Here is a 17833-nt window from a genome sequence, read left to right on the forward strand (position 1 = left end):
CGAAACGCGTTTGTGTAATGGGTCTGTGTAATGCGTGTAGCGCTCTGTGTAATGCGCCTTGAGGAAATGCACCTGTCGGCGGCGGCGAGTCCGCAACCGAATTCAGGCCAATTTTTTAAGGAGCATTTCCATGACCAGCAACACGCTGAATCCGGCCCTCGCGGCCACCCCGCTTGCCCCCACCCCCCTGGCGGCAGCGCTTTCCCAAAGCGGCATCTCGCTGCCCATCCCCTTCCTCGATCTCTCGGCCACGGTCATCCGTGACCTGCCGCTGGAGAACGTCGCGGCGCTTTTGCGCTTCATTGCCGAAGCCAAGTCCGAGCTCGGCACCTTGAGCAACCTGGTGCAGGCGGGCCTGGAGCTGCGCTATGGCGAGCAGGCGCGTGCGCAACTCTTGGCCCAAGGTCAGGACACCGGCACCACCCACATCCCCGACGGTGACTTCGACATCGCCGTCGAGATCGGCAAAGACGTCAAATGGGATGCCCAAGGTCTGGCCGAGCTGGTGGCCAAGATCGAAGCCACCGGTGGCGATCCGCGCGAGTACGTCGAGATCAAGTATTCGGTGTCGGAAGCCAAGTTCAAGGCCTGGCCCCAGACCCTGCGCGCGCCGTTCGAGGCCCTGCGCACCGTCACGCCCAAGGCGCCGAAGTTTGTGCTGCGCCGCCTGGACACGACTGGGGAGGGTAAGTGATGACCACTGCCTTTCCCCTGCATCCAGCCGCCGAGCTCTTCCCGGTCATGGATGAGGCGGCCTTCGCAGCCCTGGTGGCGGACATCGCCGCACACGGCCAGCGCGAACCGATCCTCGTTCTGGATGGCCAGGTCATCGACGGTCGCCACCGCCTGCGCGCTTGCGAGCAACTGGGACTGGAGCCCCTGGTGCGTCAGGTCAGCGCCGACGACGGCGACCCCTTCGGTCTGGTCGTTTCGCTCAATCTGCATCGTCGGCATCTGAGTGAAGGGCAGCGCGCCATCATTGCAGCGCGTTTGGCCACACTGCCTCATGGCAGGCCTGATGCAAATGCGCAAATTTGCGCATTTACCCAGGACGAGGCGGCTCAGCACCTCAAGGTCTCTCGACGTACTGTGCAGCACGCACGGGCAGTGCTCGATCATGGCATTGACGAGCTACAGGCCGCAGTCAAGGGTGGCGAAATTTCAGTCTCAGCAGCGGCCGAGCTCTCTCGTTTGCCCGCCGACACCCAGCGCGCAGCCCTCACCAAAACGCCCGAGGAGATCCGCGCCATCGCCCGCGAGGTGAAAGCGCGCATCAAGGAGGCCGGTGTCTGCGGTCCCTCGGCCGTGAAGATCTTCGATCAGGTCGCCGCCGACCAGCACCTCTCCGGCATCGAGCAGTGCGCCGTGGTCGAGGTCATCAAGGCCGAAGAACCGCCGCTACCCACCCCGTCTGAAGCCAAACGCATCGCCCAGCAAAACCGCACGCTGGTGCTCGGCTCCGATGGTCGCTACCACGGCCCGGAAGTCTCTCCCGAATCTGCCCTTGCCACCGAGCGCTGGCTCGCGCTGCGCGAAGGCTTGGAATCGCTGTGCCGCATCGACACCGACCCGGAGTCGCTCATCGGCTGCGTGCCGCACTACCAGCACCAGAACCTCTCGGCCTGGCTCGCGCAGGCCGTCCCCCTCATCACCCGTTTCGACCAAATCTGGAAAGGAGCTCGCCATGCGTGATCCCGTCATGAGCCTGCTGCGCGAAGCCGTGCGCGCAGAAATCAGCAACGCCTTCGAAGTCATCGGCCATGCCCGCCCGCGTGAGGTTGCCCGTGTCGTCTGCGCCCTGCACCCGAGCGATGTGCAGAGCATTGGCGCCCGTCTGGCCGAGGACGCCCTGACCGACATTGCTCGCCGCGAATTGAAGCGCCGCCCCAGCAAAAACGAGCGCGCCCAGATCACGCTGCCGGGCATACCCGATGCCTTGCAGGCGCATCTGCCGCCAGCCATCAGCGTGCCGCCACCGGGTGTGGAACTGGACTCGGTGGACGACGAGGGCGTCATCTACAAGCCGCTCGCCCAAGCCACCTTGGCCGACGTCGATGCGCATCTGGCACTTCTGGGTGCCCAGATCAATGCCGACACTCGTCGCCACCGCGCCCTGAAGGAGCTGCGTGACCTGGCGCTTGCTGCCGGCGCCACGGATGACAGCCCGCTCTTGGCCACGCTCTCGTCGGCCAATCTGTTGATGACGGAGGTGGCGTGATGGCATTCCCGATCATCTCCGCCGATCAGCGCCTGGCCGAACGCCACGGCGTCAAGCTCGTCCTGCTGGGCAAGAGTGGTCTGGGCAAGACCACCCAGCTCAAGACGCTGCCTGAAGCGAGCACCCTGTTCGTCGATCTGGAAGCCGGCGATCTGTCGGTCAAGGACTGGCGCGGTGACTGCGTGCGCCCCAAGACCTGGCCCGAGTTCCGGGATCTAGCGGTGTTTCTGGCGGGACCGAATCCGGCCCTGCCGGCCGAGGCACCGTTCTCGCAGGCGCACTTCGACCATGTCTGCCAGCAGTACGGCAGCCCAGAGCAACTGGGCAAGTACGACACCTACTTTGTCGACTCGATCACGGTGCTTTCACGCCTGTGCCTGACCTGGGCCAAGAGCCAGCCGGCAGCGTTCTCGGACCGTACCGGCAAGGCAGATCTGCGCGGCGCCTACGGGCTTCTGGGCAGCGAAATGATCGGCGCACTGACCCATCTGCAGCACGCCCGGGGCAAGCACGTCGTCTTCGTGGCGATCCTGGATGAAGTCACCGACGACTTCAACCGCAAGGTCTTCGCGCCGCAGATCGATGGCGCCAAGACCAGTCTGCAGCTGCCCGGCATCGTCGATGAGGTCATCACATTGGCCGAGCTCAAGACCGACGAGGGCGAAGCCTACCGGGCCTTTGTCTGCCACACGGTCAATCCCTGGGGGCTGCCGGCCAAGGACCGTTCCGGCCGACTCGAGCTCGTCGAGCCCCCGCATCTCGGTCAGCTGATCGCCAAGTGCGCCCAGGCGCAAAGCGGCGCACGCGCTGCGTCTGCGCCCCTGACCACCGCATTGCCTTCTCTCAACGAATCCCACGCATCCCAGGAGTAATCCGCCATGTCATTCTTCGACTTCAACACCGCTGATCAACAACAATCCTTCGACCTGATTCCCAAGGGCACGCTGGCCCGGGTGCGCATGAGCATCAAGCCGGGCGGCTTTGACGATCCGAGCCAGGGCTGGACCGGCGGATGGGCCACCCAGTCCCATGACACCGGCGCCGTCTATCTCGCCTGCGAGGGCGTGGTGATGGAAGGTCCGTTCGCCAGGCGCAAGGTGTGGTGGAACATTGGCCTGTACTCTGCCAAGGGCCCGACCTGGGGGAACATGGGCCGCACCTTCGTGCGCGCCGCACTCAACAGCGCCCGCAACATCCACCCCGGCGACAACAGCCCGCAAGCCCAGGCTGCACGGCGCATCAGCGGCTTTGCCGACCTGGATGGCCTGGAATTTGCCGCCCGCATCGATATCGAGAAGGACGGCCGGGGCGAGGACCGCAACACCATCAAGGCCGCCATCGAGCCGGATCACAAGGACTACGCCCTGATCATGGGTGTTGTGCCCAAGGGTGGTACTGGCAATCCCGGTGGCAACTCTGGTGCGCCGGCAGCGGTCGCTGCACCCAGCTATACGCCACCAGCCGCTGCCGCACGTCCTACGTCTTCCACCGTCCCCAGCGGCAAGCCCGCCTGGGCACAGTAAGGGAGAGCGTGACGATGATGAGCACACCTATCCTGACCACCAGCCACTATGGCGTGGTGCGCTTCGGTGACCTGGCGGTGGAAGCCGTGGTACTGGAAGACGGCACCCGGGGTTATGTGCAGCGCCAGTTGGCCACCGCCATCGGCCTGCACGAATCGCGCCGGGGCAGCCAATTCAAAACCCTGCTGTCCGATGTCGCCCCGGGCGCAGCGGAGGTCTTGCAGGAGAACGCCTGCAGCATCCGCCTGCCGTCGGGGCAGACCACGGCGTTTTTTCCGGCCGGGGTGATCAGTGAGGTCGCCTCGGGCGTGATCGACGCCGCGCTCGAAGGCCGTCTGCACCGCAAACGCCAGCACCTGGTGCCCAACTGCCAGCGCATCCTGAAGGCGCTCGCCAAGACCGGCGAAGTCGCGCTGATCGATGAGGCCACCGGTTACCAATACCACCGTGCCCCCGATGCCCTGCAGGCCTTGATCTCGCGTTTGCTGCGTGAGCGGGTGGCCAGCTGGGAGCGGCGCTTCAGCCCCGATTACTACCGGGCGCTGTTTCGCCTCTTTGGCTGGCACTACCAGGGCCATCAGCAAAACCCGCCGGCGGTGATCGGCCAGATCACCCTGCGCTGGGTGTACGACGTGATCATGCCCCGCGAAATCATTGAGGAGATCCGTAACCGCAAGCGCCTCTCCGACAAGGCCCACCAGTGGCTCTCCGAAGGCGGTCTCGCCCTCCTGGAAAAGCAGATCCACGCGGTGACCATGATCGCGCGCTCGTCGATGACCTACCGGGACTTCGACACCCGCTGCGCCACGGCGTTTGGCAGCCAGCCGCTGCAGATGACCCTCTTCATCGGTGCGCTGGAGGGAGGGCAATGAATGGCCGGGCAGTGTTGGGTCTGCAAGCGGCAGGCCCGTGGCCTCGGCCACAGCGACAACCGCTTCCGGGTGGGCGAAGCCCGTCGGTATCCGATGGACTGGGTCTTTTGCAGCCGGCGCTGCCAGGACGCGTTTCACGCGCTCTATGGCCAGTGGCTGCGAACCGACCCCAGGCAGGAGGACGTACTCATGGTTGATCCAACCGAATTCGAGCGCGCGGCGATGCGCGCCTGCCTGAAGTTCTTTGGCGAGGCCGCTGGCGAGATCGGCTTTGACAAACCGTTGGGTCACTACAGCGAAGCCGAGGCCTTGCAGGTGATCGAGGCCATCGTCACCGGCTGGACGGAAGCCATGGCGGCGCTCCACCAACAGGCGAAGTATCCGCCGGTGCGGGGGATTGCGCCCTATGAGACGCAGGCGCCACAGCCGGTGGCCAAGCTGGAGCCGGCACCGGCAACGACCGCCTTCGATCCGGCCAACCCCTTCGCCGATCTGGAGGACGACCTGCCCTGGGAGACCGGGGAGTCGGTGGAGGCCAAGTCGGGCAAGCGTGGGAGGGCGAAGTGATGCAGAAAGACGCCACTCATCAGCCGAACACAGGGCGGTGCGTCGTTCGGCGCAAGCCTCTCCCCTTATCGGTACGGCTTTGGAGCCGCGTTGATCTGGGTGCAGGCCCCGATGGTTGTTGGCTGTGGCTGGGTAGCACCAACGTCAGGGGCTATGGACAGATCCGTCGCGAGCCAGAGGGCAATGCGCTTCGAGGCGCAAAGACCACCACTCACCGCGCAGCGTGGGAGCTTACCTACGGCCCTATCCCTGATGGGCTGCATGTCTGCCATCGCTGCGATACGCCACGTTGTGTGAATCCGGCGCACCTCTGGCTTGGGACACACGCCGAGAACCTGGCTGACATGAAGGCCAAGGGGAGAGCAGCTCGCGGAGAGCGTAGTAGTTCAGCACGTCTGAACAGCAAACAGGTACAGGTCATCAAGCGCCTGCTTGCAGTTGGTGCGTGCTCACCCAAGGAGCTATCGGTGCTGGCCGGGGTGACGCCCAGTGCCATCGACGCGATCAAGCACCAAAAAACATGGAGGCATATCGATGCTGGACTTTAATCACAGACCGGCTTTCCACGAGCGGGTAACGGGCTTCATCGATGCCGCCTTGGATGCCGAACGTGCGGAACAGACGCCGCGCGACTACCTCGGCGCCTCCCGTCTGGGTGTGGCCTGCGAACGGGCGCTTCAGTATGAGTACGCCGGTGCGCCGGTCGATCCCGGCCGGGGATTTTCTGGCCGCATCCTGCGGGTGTTCGAGGTCGGCCATGCGCTGGAAGACCTGGCTGTGCGCTGGCTGCGCATGGCTGGCTTCGAGCTGCACAACCAGAAGGCCAACGGCGGCCAGTTCGGATTCTCGGTGGCCGGTGGCCGGATCAAGGGCCACGTCGACGGGATCATCACGGCGGCACCGCCAGAGCTGGGCCTGTCGTTCCCGATGCTCTTCGAGTGCAAGACCATGGCCGACAAGCACTGGAAGGCCTGCGCCAAGTCTGGCGTGGCGGTCGCCAAGCCCATCTATGCCGCCCAGATCGCCGTGTACCAGGCCTACATGGAAGGCACGGTCGCAGGCATCAGCCGCAACCCGGCGCTCTTCGCCGCCATCAACAAGGACAGCGAGGAGCTGTGGTTCGAGCTGGTGCCCTTCGATGCGCCGCTTGCCCAGAAGATGTCCGACCGCGCGGTGCGGGTGATTCAGGCGACCGAGGCCGGTGAGCTGCTGCCACGCGCCTTCGCCGAGGCCAGTCACTTCGAGTGCAAGTTCTGCCCCTATGCGCAGCGCTGCTGGGGAGGTGTGTGATGAGCACAGCTTCTAAGCCCCGCAAGATCTACCGCACCGAGTGGGTGGATCGCTGGTCGCCACCCAAACCCCTGGTCGGGCTGCAGGCCATCGAGAAGGTGTTGAACCGTCACACCTTCCTCGTGTGCCCGGAGTCCAGACTGGTGGTGGCGGTGCTCGCCCGCGCCATCCACGACAGCCTGAGTTTGACCAACCGGCGGATGCGGCGCGAGGCCCGGCGCTTTCTGCTCGGGGACGACCTCACGCTCTGGTGTGACCTCGTCGGCTTGCATCCGGACTTCGTGCGCTTCGTCGCCCGCAAGGCAGGCTACCTCGCCAACGAGAAATCGCATTGGCAGAAGGTGCCGATCAAGGTGCCGGTGCCGCCAGTTCCTGCCGAGCCGGTGGTCAGCGCCAGCAGCGCGCCCGTGCATTCCATCACCTGCCACGCCGCCCACAACCATCCGCTACAGGGAGGACTGATCCATGCTTGATTTCAATTCGGTGCCACCGGTGGCCAATGCTTCTGGTGGTGATCTCAACCAACAACGCGACGCCATCCGTGCCGATCTGCTGGCGCGCCTGGAGTCGGTGCTGATGACGCTGCTGCCGGCCGGCAAGAAGCGTGGCCAGAAGTACCTGGTCGGTGATGTGCTCGGCAGTCCGGGCGACAGCCTCGAGGTGTCGCTCAAGGGGGAAACCGCCGGTCTGTGGCACGACCACGCCACGGGTGAAGGCGGTGACATCTTCGATCTGATCGCCGCTCACCATGGGCTCGACACTCAGGCGGACTTTACCCGGGTGCTGGAAATCGCCGGGCAACTGGTCGGTCGGGCCACCAGCCATCCGCCGAAGCGCAAGAAGGCCGAAGCCCCGGTCGACGAGCTGGGGCCGGCCACGGCCAAGTGGGACTACCTGGATGCAGGCGGCAATCTGATCGCCTGCGTCTACCGCTACGACCCGGCACCGGGCTGCAAGGAGTTCCGACCCTGGGATGCCAAGCGCCGCAAGATGGCCCCACCCGAGCCACGCCCGCTCTACAACCAGCCGGGCATCGTTGCTGCCGAACAGGTGATCTTGGTCGAGGGCGAGAAGTGCGCGCAGGCCTTGATCGAGGCCGGCATCGTGGCGACCACGGCGATGCACGGCGCCAATGCGCCGGTCGACAAGACCGACTGGTCGCCGCTCGCTGGCAAAGCTGTGCTCATCTGGCCGGACCGTGACAAACCGGGATTCGGCTACGCTGAGGCGGCGTCGCAAGCTGTGCTCATGGCGGGGGCTACCTCCTGCGCGATTCTTCTGCCCCCTGATGCGAAGACGGAAGGCTGGGATGCGGCGGACGCCTTGGCCGAGGGCTTCGATGTCACGGGTTTTATTGCGACCGGCCCGCGTATCACGGTGCAGCCCTTCGACGATGACCAAGCGCCATCGACTCACTTCGATGCTGCCGACCATGACGATGTTCACGACAGCGATGCCACGGTCTGGGGCACCGAAGATGCGCTTGCGGTGAGCTTTACCCGCCGTTACCAGCGCGACTGGCGCTACATCGCGGCCTGGGGCAAGTGGCTGATGTGGGATGGGCAGCGCTGGCGGGCCGAGGAGACGCTGGCGGCCACCGATCTGATTCGCCACGTCTGTCGCCACGCGGCGGTGCGTGCGGACAGCAGCAAGGTCGCGGCCAAGCTCGCCGCCAGCAGCACCGTGGGCGGGGTGGAACGTCTGGCCCGCACCGACCGCCGGCACGCAGCGACCACCGACGAGTGGGATGCGGACATCTGGCTGATCAACACGCCGGGTGGCGTGGTGGATCTGCGCACCGGTCGGATGCGCCCCCATGACCGTGCCGACCGGATGACCAAGATTGCTTCGGCCACCCTGGTGCCGGGGAGCACCTGCCCGACTTGGATGCGCTTCCTGGAACAGGTCACCGGCGGCGATGCCGAGCTGCAGTCCTACCTGCAGCGGGTGTTTGGCTACTGCCTGACCGGCGCGACCAGCGAGCACGCCTTGTTCTTCCTCTACGGCACCGGCGCCAACGGCAAGTCGGTGTTCGTGAACACGCTCTTCACGCTGCTCGGGGACTACGCCGCCAACGCGCCCATGGACACCTTCATGGAAACGCGTGGGGATCGGCACCCGACCGATCTGGCTGGGCTGCGGGGTTCGCGCTTCGTGGGCGCGACCGAGACCGAACAGGGTCGGCGCTGGAACGAGTCGAAGATCAAGGAGATCACCGGCGGCGACCGGGTGTCCGCGCGCTTCATGCGCCAGGACTTCTTCACCTATGTGCCGCAGTTCAAGTTGGTGATCGCGGGCAACCACAAGCCGGCCATCCGCAACATCGACGAGGCCATGCGCCGGCGCCTGCACCTGATCCCCTTCACGATCACCGTGCCCCCGGAAAAGCGCGACAAGCAGCTGCAGACCAAGTTGCTGGCGGAAGCCAACGGCATCTTCAGCTGGGGCGTCGAGGGGTGTCTTGCCTGGCAGCGCGAGGGGCTGCGCCAGCCTCAATCGGTGCTGGATGCGACGGACGAGTACTTCGAGGCGGAAGACGCGCTGGGCCGCTGGCTCGAGGAGCGCTGCGTGCGCCACCCCAATGCCAAGTCGCTGACGGCCGAGCTCTTCACCGACTGGAAGCAGTGGGCGGAGGCGGCCGGGGAGTTCGTCGGCTCGCAAAAGCGTTTTGCCGATCTGCTGCTCACCCGGGGCCTGGAGAAGTGGCGCAACGGCATGGGACTGCGGGGATTCCAGGGGGTGGGCCTCAAGGAGACCCCGAAGGACCGCTTCACGCCCTATGCCGACAACTGACCCAAACCATGAATCGACGCGGTTCTGACGGATCGGACAGACTCACTGATTTACGCCTACACGCGCGCACGCGTGAAGAGGGTAACCGGCAGACCTGTCCGATCCGTCAGACCGCCCACAACACAGGACTGACGAACATGACAACAACGATTTTGGCCCTTGATCTGGGCTCGCAACTTGGGTGGGCCTTGTCTGCCCGTGACGGACTCATCAACGGCGGCAGCGAGAACTTTCGCCCGCAGCGCTTCGAAGGCGGCGGCTTTCGGTTCTTGCGCTTCAAACGCTGGCTCACCGATATCAAACAATGCGCCGATGGCATTGATCTGGTGGTCTACGAGGAGGTGCGCAACCACAAAGGGGTGGATGCAGCGCACATCTACGGCGGCTTCATGGCGCACCTGACGGCCTGGTGCGAGCACCACCAGATCCCATACCAGGGCGTGCCAGTGGGCACGATCAAGAAGCACGCCACCGGCAAGGGCAACGCTGGCAAGGCCGAGATGATCGCGGCGGCCAAGGCGCGTGGCTTCGATCCGGTCGACGACAACCACGCTGATGCGCTGGCGCTGCTGGACTGGGCAATGGCCCAAGGGGGTGTGGCATGAGAACCAGCACCGCTTCCATCCCCTGCGCTCTCGGGCGCCTGGCCCCGGCGTCACCCGCCAGCAGCGACGAACTGCGTGCCATGCGCGCCGCTGCATGGCACAAACAAGGCATTGTGGTCGTGCCGCTGGAGGACATCTACGACGACTGGGACCGCGCATTTCTGTCTGGCATCGCCACCAAGCTCTACGGTGCCCGTACTGCGGCTTCCCGCAAGAGCACACCTTGGTCAGAGGGCGAGGTCATCGACCGGGGTGATGGCGAGACCTGGACGGTGGTGGCGACCACGGGCAAGTCCGTCACGGTGCAACGCAGCCGCGATGGTGCGCTGGCGACCCTCGGGCAACTCGGGGAGGCACGGCCATGACCAAGAAAACCCAACGCGCCAAGGCCCGTGCCGAGAAGAAGCCGCGTATCGGCGAGGAGCACATCCGCCCGGATGGCAGCGTGATCCGCTACGTGCGTGAGGAGGACGATGACCGCAAGCCCGTCGACCACTACCGCACTGTGGATACGCTGGCGCTGATGCTCCGAAACGGCAGCATCACCGGTGCCATGCACGATGCCGGCCAGCAGTTCTCGCAGGACTTTGCGAGGGCATTTGCCAGTGGCGTGGCCAGTCCCAAGCTCGATGGTTTGCCGCGTAGCACGGTGCCGGGGCAGATGATGGTCGAGAAGAACGCTGGTGCTGCGCGTGCCGTGCGGAATGCACTGGATGCGGTGGGCGGCAGTGGCAGTCCAGCCGGATCGGCGCTCTGGTACGTGGCCGGATTGGGGCAATCGGTCCGTGAGTGGGCACTTCGCCAAGGCTGGGCCGGCAAGGCAATCTCCCTGCACGAGGCCAAGGGTATCCTGATCGCTGGGCTGGGCGTGTTGGCTCGGTACTACGGTTATGACCGCAGTGGAAGCGGCCGTCACCGACGAACAGCATCGGCCGAAGCCACGCCTTGACAAAGGACTGGGGGCTGAGTTTAATAACTGTTATTAGTCGTCAGGAGAAATTGCGATGCCGACCAGTGTTGTGCTCAGCCCCCACTTCGAAACCTTCATCCGCCAGCAGGTCGACTCGGGCCGCTTCAACAACGTCAGCGAGGTCGTCCGCGCCGGACTGCGCCTGCTCGAGGAGCGCGAAGCCGAGCAAGCTGCCAAGCTGCAAGCACTGCGCGAAGCGATTGCGGTGGGCCTGGCCAGCGGGCCGGACCTGTCGGAGGAGGAAGTCTTTGACGAGTTGGAAGCCAAGCTGCAAGCGATGGCTGAAAAAGCCGAATGACGCGCTTGGGGATGTCCTGTTTTTTGTGTGTGGGGCGGTTTCTGAATCTGTCCTCGTGTCGTTCAGCGTGGTGCGAGGGTGAAGCGGTCGCCGTATAGTATCGCGAACTGGTTCATCGCCGATTTCCACTCCTTGCTCGCCCGCTTCCAGTCCGCGGTGATGTTGCGCAAGGCCAGCCAGATCAGCTTGGTGGCCGCCTCGTCGCTTGGGAAGTGCCCGCGGCTCTTGATGATCTTGCGTAACCGCGAATGCACGCTCTCGATGGCGTTGGTGGTGTAGATGATCCGCCGCACTTCGGGCGGGAACGCGAAGAACGGGATCACCCGGCTCCACGCCCGCCGCCAGGCCGCGACCACGGTCGGGAAGCGCTGGCCCCACGGCCCTGCCTCGAACGCGTCCAGCGCGCGCTCGGCGGCCTCCGCGCTCGGTGCGGTGTAGATCGGCTTGATCGCCGCGGCCAGCGCCTTACGGTCCTTCCAGCTCGCATAGTCGAGGCTGTTGCGGATCAGGTGCACGATGCAGGTCTGCAGGGTCGTGGCCGGAAACACCGCCTCCAGTGCCTCCGGCAGGCCCTTCAGGCCGTCGGCCACGCCGATCAGCAGGTCCGTGACCCCGCGGGTCTTGAGATCGTTGAACACCTTCATCCAGAACTTCGCGCCTTCGGTGTTCTCGATCCAAAGCCCCAGAATGTCGCGGGTCCCGTCCGGCAGCACGCCCAAGGCCAGATACACCGCCTTGTTGCGCACCACGCCGTCCTCGCGGATCTTCACCCGCAGGGCATCGAAGAACACCACCGGGTACATCGGCTCCAGCGGCCGGGCCTGCCAGGCCCCCACCTCGGCCATCACCGCGTCGGTGACGGCGCTGATGAACTCCGCTGACACCTCGATGGCGTACATCTCGGCCAGATGGCCCTGAATCTCGCGCACCGACATGCCGCGGGCATACATCGAGATGATCCGGTCGTCAAAGCCGGCAAACCGGCGCTCATGCTTCGGGATCAGCTGCGGTTCGAAGCTGCCGGCCCGGTCGCGGGGCACCTCGATCCGCAGCGGCCCGCCGTCGGTCAGCACGGTCTTGCCGCTGCGGCCGTTGCGATGGTTCCCGCAGCCGCCCTCGGGGCTGGCCAAGTGCACGCCCAGCTCAGCCCCCAAGGCGCGCTCGATCACGGCCTTCTTCAGCTTCTGGAACACGGCCTCGACGCCGGCGGCGTCCATCGGTCCGGGGATCAGCTTCTCAAGCAGCTCGTCGGGAAGAATGGCGTCCGGCTTCGCGGCGGGGGTGGTCTTCTTGCGTGGCATGGGGGCTCCTGGAAGTCGTCATGGTAGGCCCCTCACACAAAAATCCTGACACCCTCGACGCGCTTGGTCTATACCCCGCAGTCCAAGAAAGATCTGAACGACATTGGCCTGTACATCGCTCGCGACAACCCACGGCGGGCGATGAGTTTTGTTCGGGAGCTGCGGGAACAGTGCCGAAAGATCACGGAGGCGCCCAAAGCCTACCGGCCACGACCGGAGCTCGGCAAAGGCCTGCGCTCATGCGCCTACGGCAACTACGTCGTGTTTTTCTTCGAGGAGCCCGGTCTGGTGCGCATCGTCCGGGTGTTGCATGGCGCGATGGACATCGAAGCGCAGTTCGCTGAAAAAAATGCGGCGCCTGACGCCAAAACCTAGTTGAATCTTTGTACATGTAAGGTATAGTAATCCTGTACTGCTGATAACTGCGCCCACCCGATTCGTTCCGGTGGGCGCTGTCGTTTCTGGGCCTGGCGTTCGCCTCTCTGCCCAGCGCTGGAGACTCCCCCATGAAACTTCTCATCACCCGCCCGGTGGTCGTCACCGGCGACGGCGGCACGCGCTCGTTCGGAGGGTGTCAGGATTTTTGTGTGAGGGGCCTACCATGACGACTTCCAGGAGCCCCCATGCCACGCAAGAAGACCACCCCCGCCGCGAAGCCGGACGCCATTCTTCCCGACGAGCTGCTTGAGAAGCTGATCCCCGGACCGATGGACGCCGCCGGCGTCGAGGCCGTGTTCCAGAAGCTGAAGAAGGCCGTGATCGAGCGCGCCTTGGGGGCTGAGCTGGGCGTGCACTTGGCCAGCCCCGAGGGCGGCTGCGGGAACCATCGCAACGGCCGCAGCGGCAAGACCGTGCTGACCGACGGCGGGCCGCTGCGGATCGAGGTGCCCCGCGACCGGGCCGGCAGCTTCGAACCGCAGCTGATCCCGAAGCATGAGCGCCGGTTTGCCGGCTTTGACGACCGGATCATCTCGATGTATGCCCGCGGCATGTCGGTGCGCGAGATTCAGGGCCATCTGGCCGAGATGTACGCCATCGAGGTGTCAGCGGAGTTCATCAGCGCCGTCACCGACGCGGTGATGGCCGAGGTGGGGGCCTGGCAGGCCCGGCCGCTGGAGCCGATGTACCCGGTGGTGTTCTTCGATGCCCTGCGGGTGAAGATCCGCGAGGACGGCGTGGTGCGCAACAAGGCGGTGTATCTGGCCTTGGGCGTGCTGCCGGACGGGACCCGCGACATTCTGGGGCTTTGGATCGAGAACACCGAAGGCGCGAAGTTCTGGATGAAGGTGTTCAACGATCTCAAGACCCGCGGGGTCACGGACCTGCTGATCGGCGTGGCCGACGGCCTGAAGGGCCTGCCGGAGGCACTGGAGGCGGTGTTTCCGGCCACGACCCTGCAGACCTGCATCGTGCACCTGATCCGCAACAGCCTCGACTATGCGAGCTGGAAGGACCGTAAGGCGCTGGCCGCGGCGATCAAGCCGATCTACACCGCACCGAGCGCGGAGGCCGCCGAGCGCGCGCTGGACGCGTTCGAGGCAGGGCCGTGGGGCCAGCGCTTCCCGACCGTGGTCGCGGCCTGGCGGCGGGCGTGGAGCCGGGTGATCCCGTTCTTCGCGTTCCCGCCCGAAGTGCGGCGGATCATCTACACCACCAACGCCATCGAGAGCGTGCATTCGCGGTTACGCAAGATCATCAAGAGCCGCGGGCACTTCCCAAGCGACGAGGCGGCCACCAAGCTGATCTGGCTGGCCTTGCGCAACATCACCGCGGACTGGAAGCGGGCGAGCAAGGAGTGGAAATCGGCGATGAACCAGTTCGCGATACTATACGGCGACCGCTTCACCCTCGCACCACGCTGAACGACACGAGGACAGATTCAGAAACCGCCCCACACACAAAAAACAGGACATCCCCCTCGTTCGTTCCAGGTCTGACGGTCGAGGTCGATGCCGCCACTGCCGATCAGATCCTGGCGCAACAAGCTGGCATCGCTGCCGAGCCTGTTGCAAACGCCGAAGCGCCAGCCACTCCTCGCCGCCGGAAGTCCGCCGATGCTGAAACTTGACGTCACCGCCGATGTGGCCAAGGCGACCGAGCATCTGTCTGATCTGGCGAAACGGCACGTCCCCAATGCCGCCGCCCAGGCGCTCACTCGCACGGCATTCGATGCCCGCGATGCGGTGCGCGAGGGTCTGCCCGAGCGCTTCAACCTGCGCCGCCCGTGGATCAGCCGGGGCATTGGCGTCACGCCGGCCAAGCCCCGCACCTTGATGGCCGAGGTCTGGTCACGGGATCGGTTCATGGCGCTGCAGGAAACCGGGGGCACCAAGACCGGCAAGCTGGCGATTCCGGTCGGGCCGATGGCACAGACCGCCCAGACCCGCGTCATCCCCAAGAGCCAGTGGCCGGGCCGACTCTTGGCAAAGAAGAATGTGTTCTACCGCGCCGGTGCCGTGTTCGAGCGTCGTGACGAGAAGCGCATCCTGGCCTTGTACCTGCTGCGCCGCCAGCAGAAGGTCGAGCCGCGCTTTGGCATGGCCGACACCGTGCGAAGCGTGGCTCTGCGGGAGTACCAACGGCAGATGGAGCGGGCGCTGCGGGAAGAGCTGACGAAGGGCTGAAGCGTGCGTCGGAACACTGAAAGTCGATAGCCCTAAAAAGCGACAGGAAGCGTTTTGAGCGATTTTGCGATGCGGGCATCTCCGAGCATTGCCAGGGCTGCAATTGCGCCTCTGGCGACGATTAACGGGTCCTCCCGGGCCATCTGAAACGCGGGGGCCGCGCGCAGCGCGACGCTTGCCTAGCGTCAGACTCAAAAAATAGGTGGTCAGGTGGTCGGTGGTCACCCGCTCTGCCATCGACCCGTTGGAGATTTTTATGAGCATGAGTTTGCGCGCCTACGCCCGGCATCGCGGTGTAGCGCTGTCCGCCGTTCAGAAGGCGATTGCCAGTGGCCGCATTCACCCGGAACCCGATGGCAGCATCGATCCCGCCAAGGCCGATGCCCAGTGGGATCGGCACACCCGAACCGCCCAGCCGACCACCCCGAGGGTGACCACCGCCCGACCACCGCCTGTTGCCCAGCACGCTTCCCAGCCTGCCGCACCACCGCCGCAGCCCCAGGCCAGCGACGATGCCCGAGGCGTCGATTACCACAAGGCCCGGGCAGTGCGCGAAACCTACTCGGCCCGCCTGGCCAAGCTCGAATTCGAAGAGCGCACGGGCAAGCTGATCAATGCCGACGAGGTGAAGGTCAAGTACTTCAACCTTGCGCGTCTGCTGCGTGACCGCATCCAGCAGATTCCCCGCAAGGTCGCCCCGCAGATCGTGGCGGCCGTGGTCGCACAACCCGACCAGCGCGTGGTGGAAGACCTGCTGATGGAGGCGATCCGCGAAGCCCTGGAGGAACTCTCCCGATGACCGTCACCCCTGCTATGGCCAGCCGCATCGAGCTGTGGCCACTGGATCGGCTCAAGCCCTACGCCAAAAATGCGCGCACCCACTCGGATGCGCAGGTGGCACAGATCGCCAGCAGCATCGTCGAGTACGGTTTTACCGCGCCGCTGCTGGTCTCGGGTGATGGCGGCATTCTGGCTGGACATGGTCGCTTGGCCGCTGCGCAGAAACTCGCGCTCGACGTCGTGCCGGTGGTCGTCCTGGATCACCTCACGCCCACTCAGCGCCGCGCCTACATCCTGGCGGATAACCAGTTAACGCTGCAGGGAGGATGGAATGAAGAGTTGCTGGCTGCCGAACTGGCCGAGCTGTCTGCCGCCGGGTTCGACCTGGCGCTGACTGGTTTCAGCGACAAGGAGATCGAGGATCTGCTCGGCGATGCCGATCCGGACGACGACACAAATCCGCCCATGGGCGGATTTACTGGGGACGCCGACGAGGACATTCCTGATGCGCCGGTGATCCCGGTGTCACGCCCGGGCGACATCTGGCAACTCGGCGACCATCGTCTGATCTGCGGTGACTCGACCGACCCGGCTGTGGTCGCCGCGCTGATGGCGGGCGAGCGTGCGGCGCTGCTCTTTACCAGCCCGCCGTATGCCAACCAGCGCGACTACACCACCGGCGGCATCGCGAACTGGGACGCGCTGATGCAGGGCGTGTTCGGCGCTGCTCGCGCGGCACTGCGCGAGGACGCGCAAATCCTGGTCAACCTCGGGCTCGTGCATCGCGACAACGAGTGGCAGCCGTACTGGGACGGCTGGATCGCATGGATGCGCACTCAAGGCTGGCGGCGCTTTGGCTGGTACGTGTGGGACCAGTCGGTGACCGTGCCCGGCGACTGGGCCGGGCGGCTGGCGCCCCGGCACGAGTTCGTCTTCCACTTCAACCGACGCTCGCGCAAGCCGAACAAGATCGTGCCCTGCAAGTGGGCCGGGCACGAGACGCACCTGCGCGCCGACGGATCGTCCACCGCGATGCGCGGCAAGGACGGCAAGGTCGGCGCCTGGAACCACGCCGGGCAGCCGACGCAGGCGTTCCGCATCCCGGATTCCGTCATCGAGGTGACGCGTCAGCGCGGGCGTATCGGGGAGGGCATCGACCATCCGGCGGTGTTCCCGGTGGGGTTGCCCCGGTTCTTCATCGAGGCCTACACGGAGGCGGGCGAGATCGTCTTCGAGCCGTTCGCCGGCTCGGGCACCACGCTGCTGGCCGGCCAACTCACCGGCCGCCCGGTACGCGCCATCGAACTGGCTCCGTCCTACACCGACGTGGCGGTCAAGCGCTTTCAGCAGAACCACCCCGACATCCCGGTGACCTTGCTGGCCACCGGACAGACCTTTGCCGAGGTCGAGGCAGAACGCCGGATCAGTAGTGGTAGCGCCCCTGCAGAAACTCGATCCGATCCGCTTTCACCAGATAGACGCAGCGGTGCTCTTGCGTAATGCGACGTGACCACACATCCGCGCCCAAGTACTTCAGTGGTTCGGGATTGCCGATGCCCTTGAAGGGATCACGTAGTGCGGCCTTGACCAGTTCCAGTAACCGTTTGGCCGTGCGGCGTTCCGTTTCTACCCAGTAGCTCAAGTCTTCCAGAAACTCGGGCTGAAACACCGCGACGCGTTTGGCCTCAGGCTTCGAGGCCATAGTGCTTCTCAAGGGCATCGACGGCGGTCGGGGCGACATCCCCAGCACGGGCGCGTGCCAAGGCGGCCAGCAGACGCTCGGCATTCTTCGGCGAGCGCAGCAGGTGTGCCGTCTCCATCAGGCTTTGCAGCTCATCGGCGGCAATCATCGCCACCGCATCCCCGGAACGGCGGCGTACCAGTATCACTTCTCGGTCATCGACTGCGCGGTCCATGAGCGTCTTGAACTGCTCCCGGGCTTGGCTGTAGGTGGTTTCGATGGTCATGGCAACCTCCTTCTAATTGGACAGA

At 65.1% G+C, this 17833-nt stretch carries 23 protein-coding genes; 20 read left to right on the forward strand and 3 right to left on the reverse strand.

Annotated features, from left to right (window positions below):
- Positions 1–130 precede the first annotated feature (130 nt).
- From ACPYIS_RS06280 to ACPYIS_RS06350, 15 genes are all read left to right on the forward strand, one after another.
- Positions 131–694: a hypothetical protein gene (locus tag ACPYIS_RS06280; RefSeq protein WP_425974033.1), complete on the forward strand. Its 564-nt coding sequence runs from the start codon at positions 131–133 to the stop codon at positions 692–694.
- Positions 694–1692: a ParB/RepB/Spo0J family partition protein gene (locus ACPYIS_RS06285; protein ID WP_425974034.1), complete on the forward strand. Its 999-nt coding sequence runs from the start codon at positions 694–696 to the stop codon at positions 1690–1692. Before ACPYIS_RS06280 ends, ACPYIS_RS06285 begins: the two co-directional genes overlap by 1 nt.
- Entirely contained in the window at positions 1685–2218 is a 534-nt protein-coding gene (locus ACPYIS_RS06290) for a hypothetical protein (protein ID WP_425974036.1), read from the forward strand. Before ACPYIS_RS06285 ends, ACPYIS_RS06290 begins: the two co-directional genes overlap by 8 nt.
- Complete coding sequence (locus ACPYIS_RS06295; protein ID WP_425974039.1) at positions 2218–3090, forward strand: ATP-binding protein; 873 nt, start codon at positions 2218–2220, stop codon at positions 3088–3090. The genes ACPYIS_RS06290 and ACPYIS_RS06295 overlap by 1 nt, the downstream gene beginning before the upstream one ends.
- A gap of 6 nt (positions 3091–3096) precedes the next feature.
- On the forward strand, positions 3097–3741 hold the full coding sequence (locus tag ACPYIS_RS06300) for a hypothetical protein (protein ID WP_425974041.1): 645 nt from the start codon (positions 3097–3099) through the stop codon (positions 3739–3741).
- 14 nt (positions 3742–3755) lie between these two features.
- Positions 3756–4613, forward strand: a complete 858-nt coding sequence (locus ACPYIS_RS06305) for a P63C domain-containing protein (RefSeq protein ID WP_425974043.1) — start codon at positions 3756–3758, stop codon at positions 4611–4613.
- On the forward strand, positions 4614–5180 hold the full coding sequence (locus tag ACPYIS_RS06310; RefSeq protein ID WP_425974044.1) for a DUF6511 domain-containing protein: 567 nt from the start codon (positions 4614–4616) through the stop codon (positions 5178–5180).
- Positions 5180–5728, forward strand: a complete 549-nt coding sequence (locus tag ACPYIS_RS06315) for an HNH endonuclease signature motif containing protein (RefSeq protein WP_425974046.1) — start codon at positions 5180–5182, stop codon at positions 5726–5728. Before ACPYIS_RS06310 ends, ACPYIS_RS06315 begins: the two co-directional genes overlap by 1 nt.
- Entirely contained in the window at positions 5715–6470 is a 756-nt protein-coding gene (locus ACPYIS_RS06320; protein ID WP_425974047.1) for a hypothetical protein, read from the forward strand. Before ACPYIS_RS06315 ends, ACPYIS_RS06320 begins: the two co-directional genes overlap by 14 nt.
- Complete coding sequence (locus ACPYIS_RS06325) at positions 6470–6943, forward strand: hypothetical protein (protein WP_425974048.1); 474 nt, start codon at positions 6470–6472, stop codon at positions 6941–6943. Before ACPYIS_RS06320 ends, ACPYIS_RS06325 begins: the two co-directional genes overlap by 1 nt.
- Complete coding sequence (locus ACPYIS_RS06330) at positions 6936–9263, forward strand: phage/plasmid primase, P4 family (protein ID WP_424894878.1); 2328 nt, start codon at positions 6936–6938, stop codon at positions 9261–9263. The genes ACPYIS_RS06325 and ACPYIS_RS06330 overlap by 8 nt, the downstream gene beginning before the upstream one ends.
- A gap of 137 nt (positions 9264–9400) precedes the next feature.
- Positions 9401–9868 carry a crossover junction endodeoxyribonuclease RuvC gene (locus tag ACPYIS_RS06335; RefSeq protein ID WP_424894877.1) on the forward strand — a complete coding sequence of 156 codons (468 nt, stop codon included), beginning with the start codon at positions 9401–9403 and terminating at the stop codon, positions 9866–9868.
- The gene (locus tag ACPYIS_RS06340) at positions 9865–10233 is read left to right on the forward strand and encodes a hypothetical protein (protein ID WP_144326726.1); all 369 of its coding nucleotides are present in this window, start codon (positions 9865–9867) and stop codon (positions 10231–10233) included. The genes ACPYIS_RS06335 and ACPYIS_RS06340 overlap by 4 nt, the downstream gene beginning before the upstream one ends.
- Positions 10230–10817: a hypothetical protein gene (locus ACPYIS_RS06345; protein ID WP_144326725.1), complete on the forward strand. Its 588-nt coding sequence runs from the start codon at positions 10230–10232 to the stop codon at positions 10815–10817. The genes ACPYIS_RS06340 and ACPYIS_RS06345 overlap by 4 nt, the downstream gene beginning before the upstream one ends.
- Positions 10818–10872: 55 nt before the next feature.
- Positions 10873–11136: a type II toxin-antitoxin system ParD family antitoxin gene (locus ACPYIS_RS06350; protein WP_424894876.1), complete on the forward strand. Its 264-nt coding sequence runs from the start codon at positions 10873–10875 to the stop codon at positions 11134–11136.
- 62 nt (positions 11137–11198) lie between these two features.
- On the opposite strand, the gene ACPYIS_RS06355 is transcribed toward ACPYIS_RS06350, so the two are convergent.
- Positions 11199–12437 (reverse strand): IS256 family transposase, encoded by a 1239-nt coding sequence (locus tag ACPYIS_RS06355; RefSeq protein ID WP_132963481.1) that lies wholly within the window; start codon positions 12435–12437, stop codon positions 11199–11201.
- 63 nt (positions 12438–12500) lie between these two features.
- Here ACPYIS_RS06355 and ACPYIS_RS06360 point away from each other — a divergent pair, with 63 nt between their 5' ends.
- The 5 genes from ACPYIS_RS06360 (at position 12501) to ACPYIS_RS06380 (ending at position 17341) form a co-directional block, all read left to right on the forward strand.
- Positions 12501–12812, forward strand: a complete 312-nt coding sequence (locus ACPYIS_RS06360; protein WP_425974049.1) for a type II toxin-antitoxin system RelE/ParE family toxin — start codon at positions 12501–12503, stop codon at positions 12810–12812.
- A gap of 248 nt (positions 12813–13060) precedes the next feature.
- Entirely contained in the window at positions 13061–14299 is a 1239-nt protein-coding gene (locus ACPYIS_RS06365) for an IS256 family transposase (protein WP_132963481.1), read from the forward strand.
- Positions 14300–14386: 87 nt separating this feature from the next.
- Complete coding sequence (locus ACPYIS_RS06370; RefSeq protein ID WP_424894874.1) at positions 14387–15061, forward strand: hypothetical protein; 675 nt, start codon at positions 14387–14389, stop codon at positions 15059–15061.
- Between the two features lie 256 nt (positions 15062–15317).
- Positions 15318–15860, forward strand: coding sequence for a hypothetical protein (locus ACPYIS_RS06375; RefSeq protein ID WP_424894873.1), 543 nt, complete (start codon positions 15318–15320; stop codon positions 15858–15860).
- Between the two features lie 14 nt (positions 15861–15874).
- Positions 15875–17341, forward strand: coding sequence for a site-specific DNA-methyltransferase (locus ACPYIS_RS06380; RefSeq protein WP_424894872.1), 1467 nt, complete (start codon positions 15875–15877; stop codon positions 17339–17341).
- Here ACPYIS_RS06380 and ACPYIS_RS06385 read toward each other — a convergent pair.
- A complete protein-coding gene (locus ACPYIS_RS06385) occupies positions 17265–17543 on the reverse strand; it encodes a Txe/YoeB family addiction module toxin (protein ID WP_143902443.1) in 279 nt (92 codons plus the stop codon). The two genes, ACPYIS_RS06380 and ACPYIS_RS06385, sit on opposite strands and share 77 nt — an antisense overlap.
- The gene (locus ACPYIS_RS06390) at positions 17527–17808 is read right to left on the reverse strand and encodes a type II toxin-antitoxin system Phd/YefM family antitoxin (protein WP_143902445.1); all 282 of its coding nucleotides are present in this window, start codon (positions 17806–17808) and stop codon (positions 17527–17529) included. The genes ACPYIS_RS06385 and ACPYIS_RS06390 overlap by 17 nt, the downstream gene beginning before the upstream one ends.
- Positions 17809–17833 lie beyond the last annotated feature (25 nt).

Origin of the sequence: Tepidimonas sp. HKU78, from assembly GCF_049860815.1 — a bacterium.
Classification (GTDB): domain Bacteria; phylum Pseudomonadota; class Gammaproteobacteria; order Burkholderiales; family Burkholderiaceae_C; genus Tepidimonas.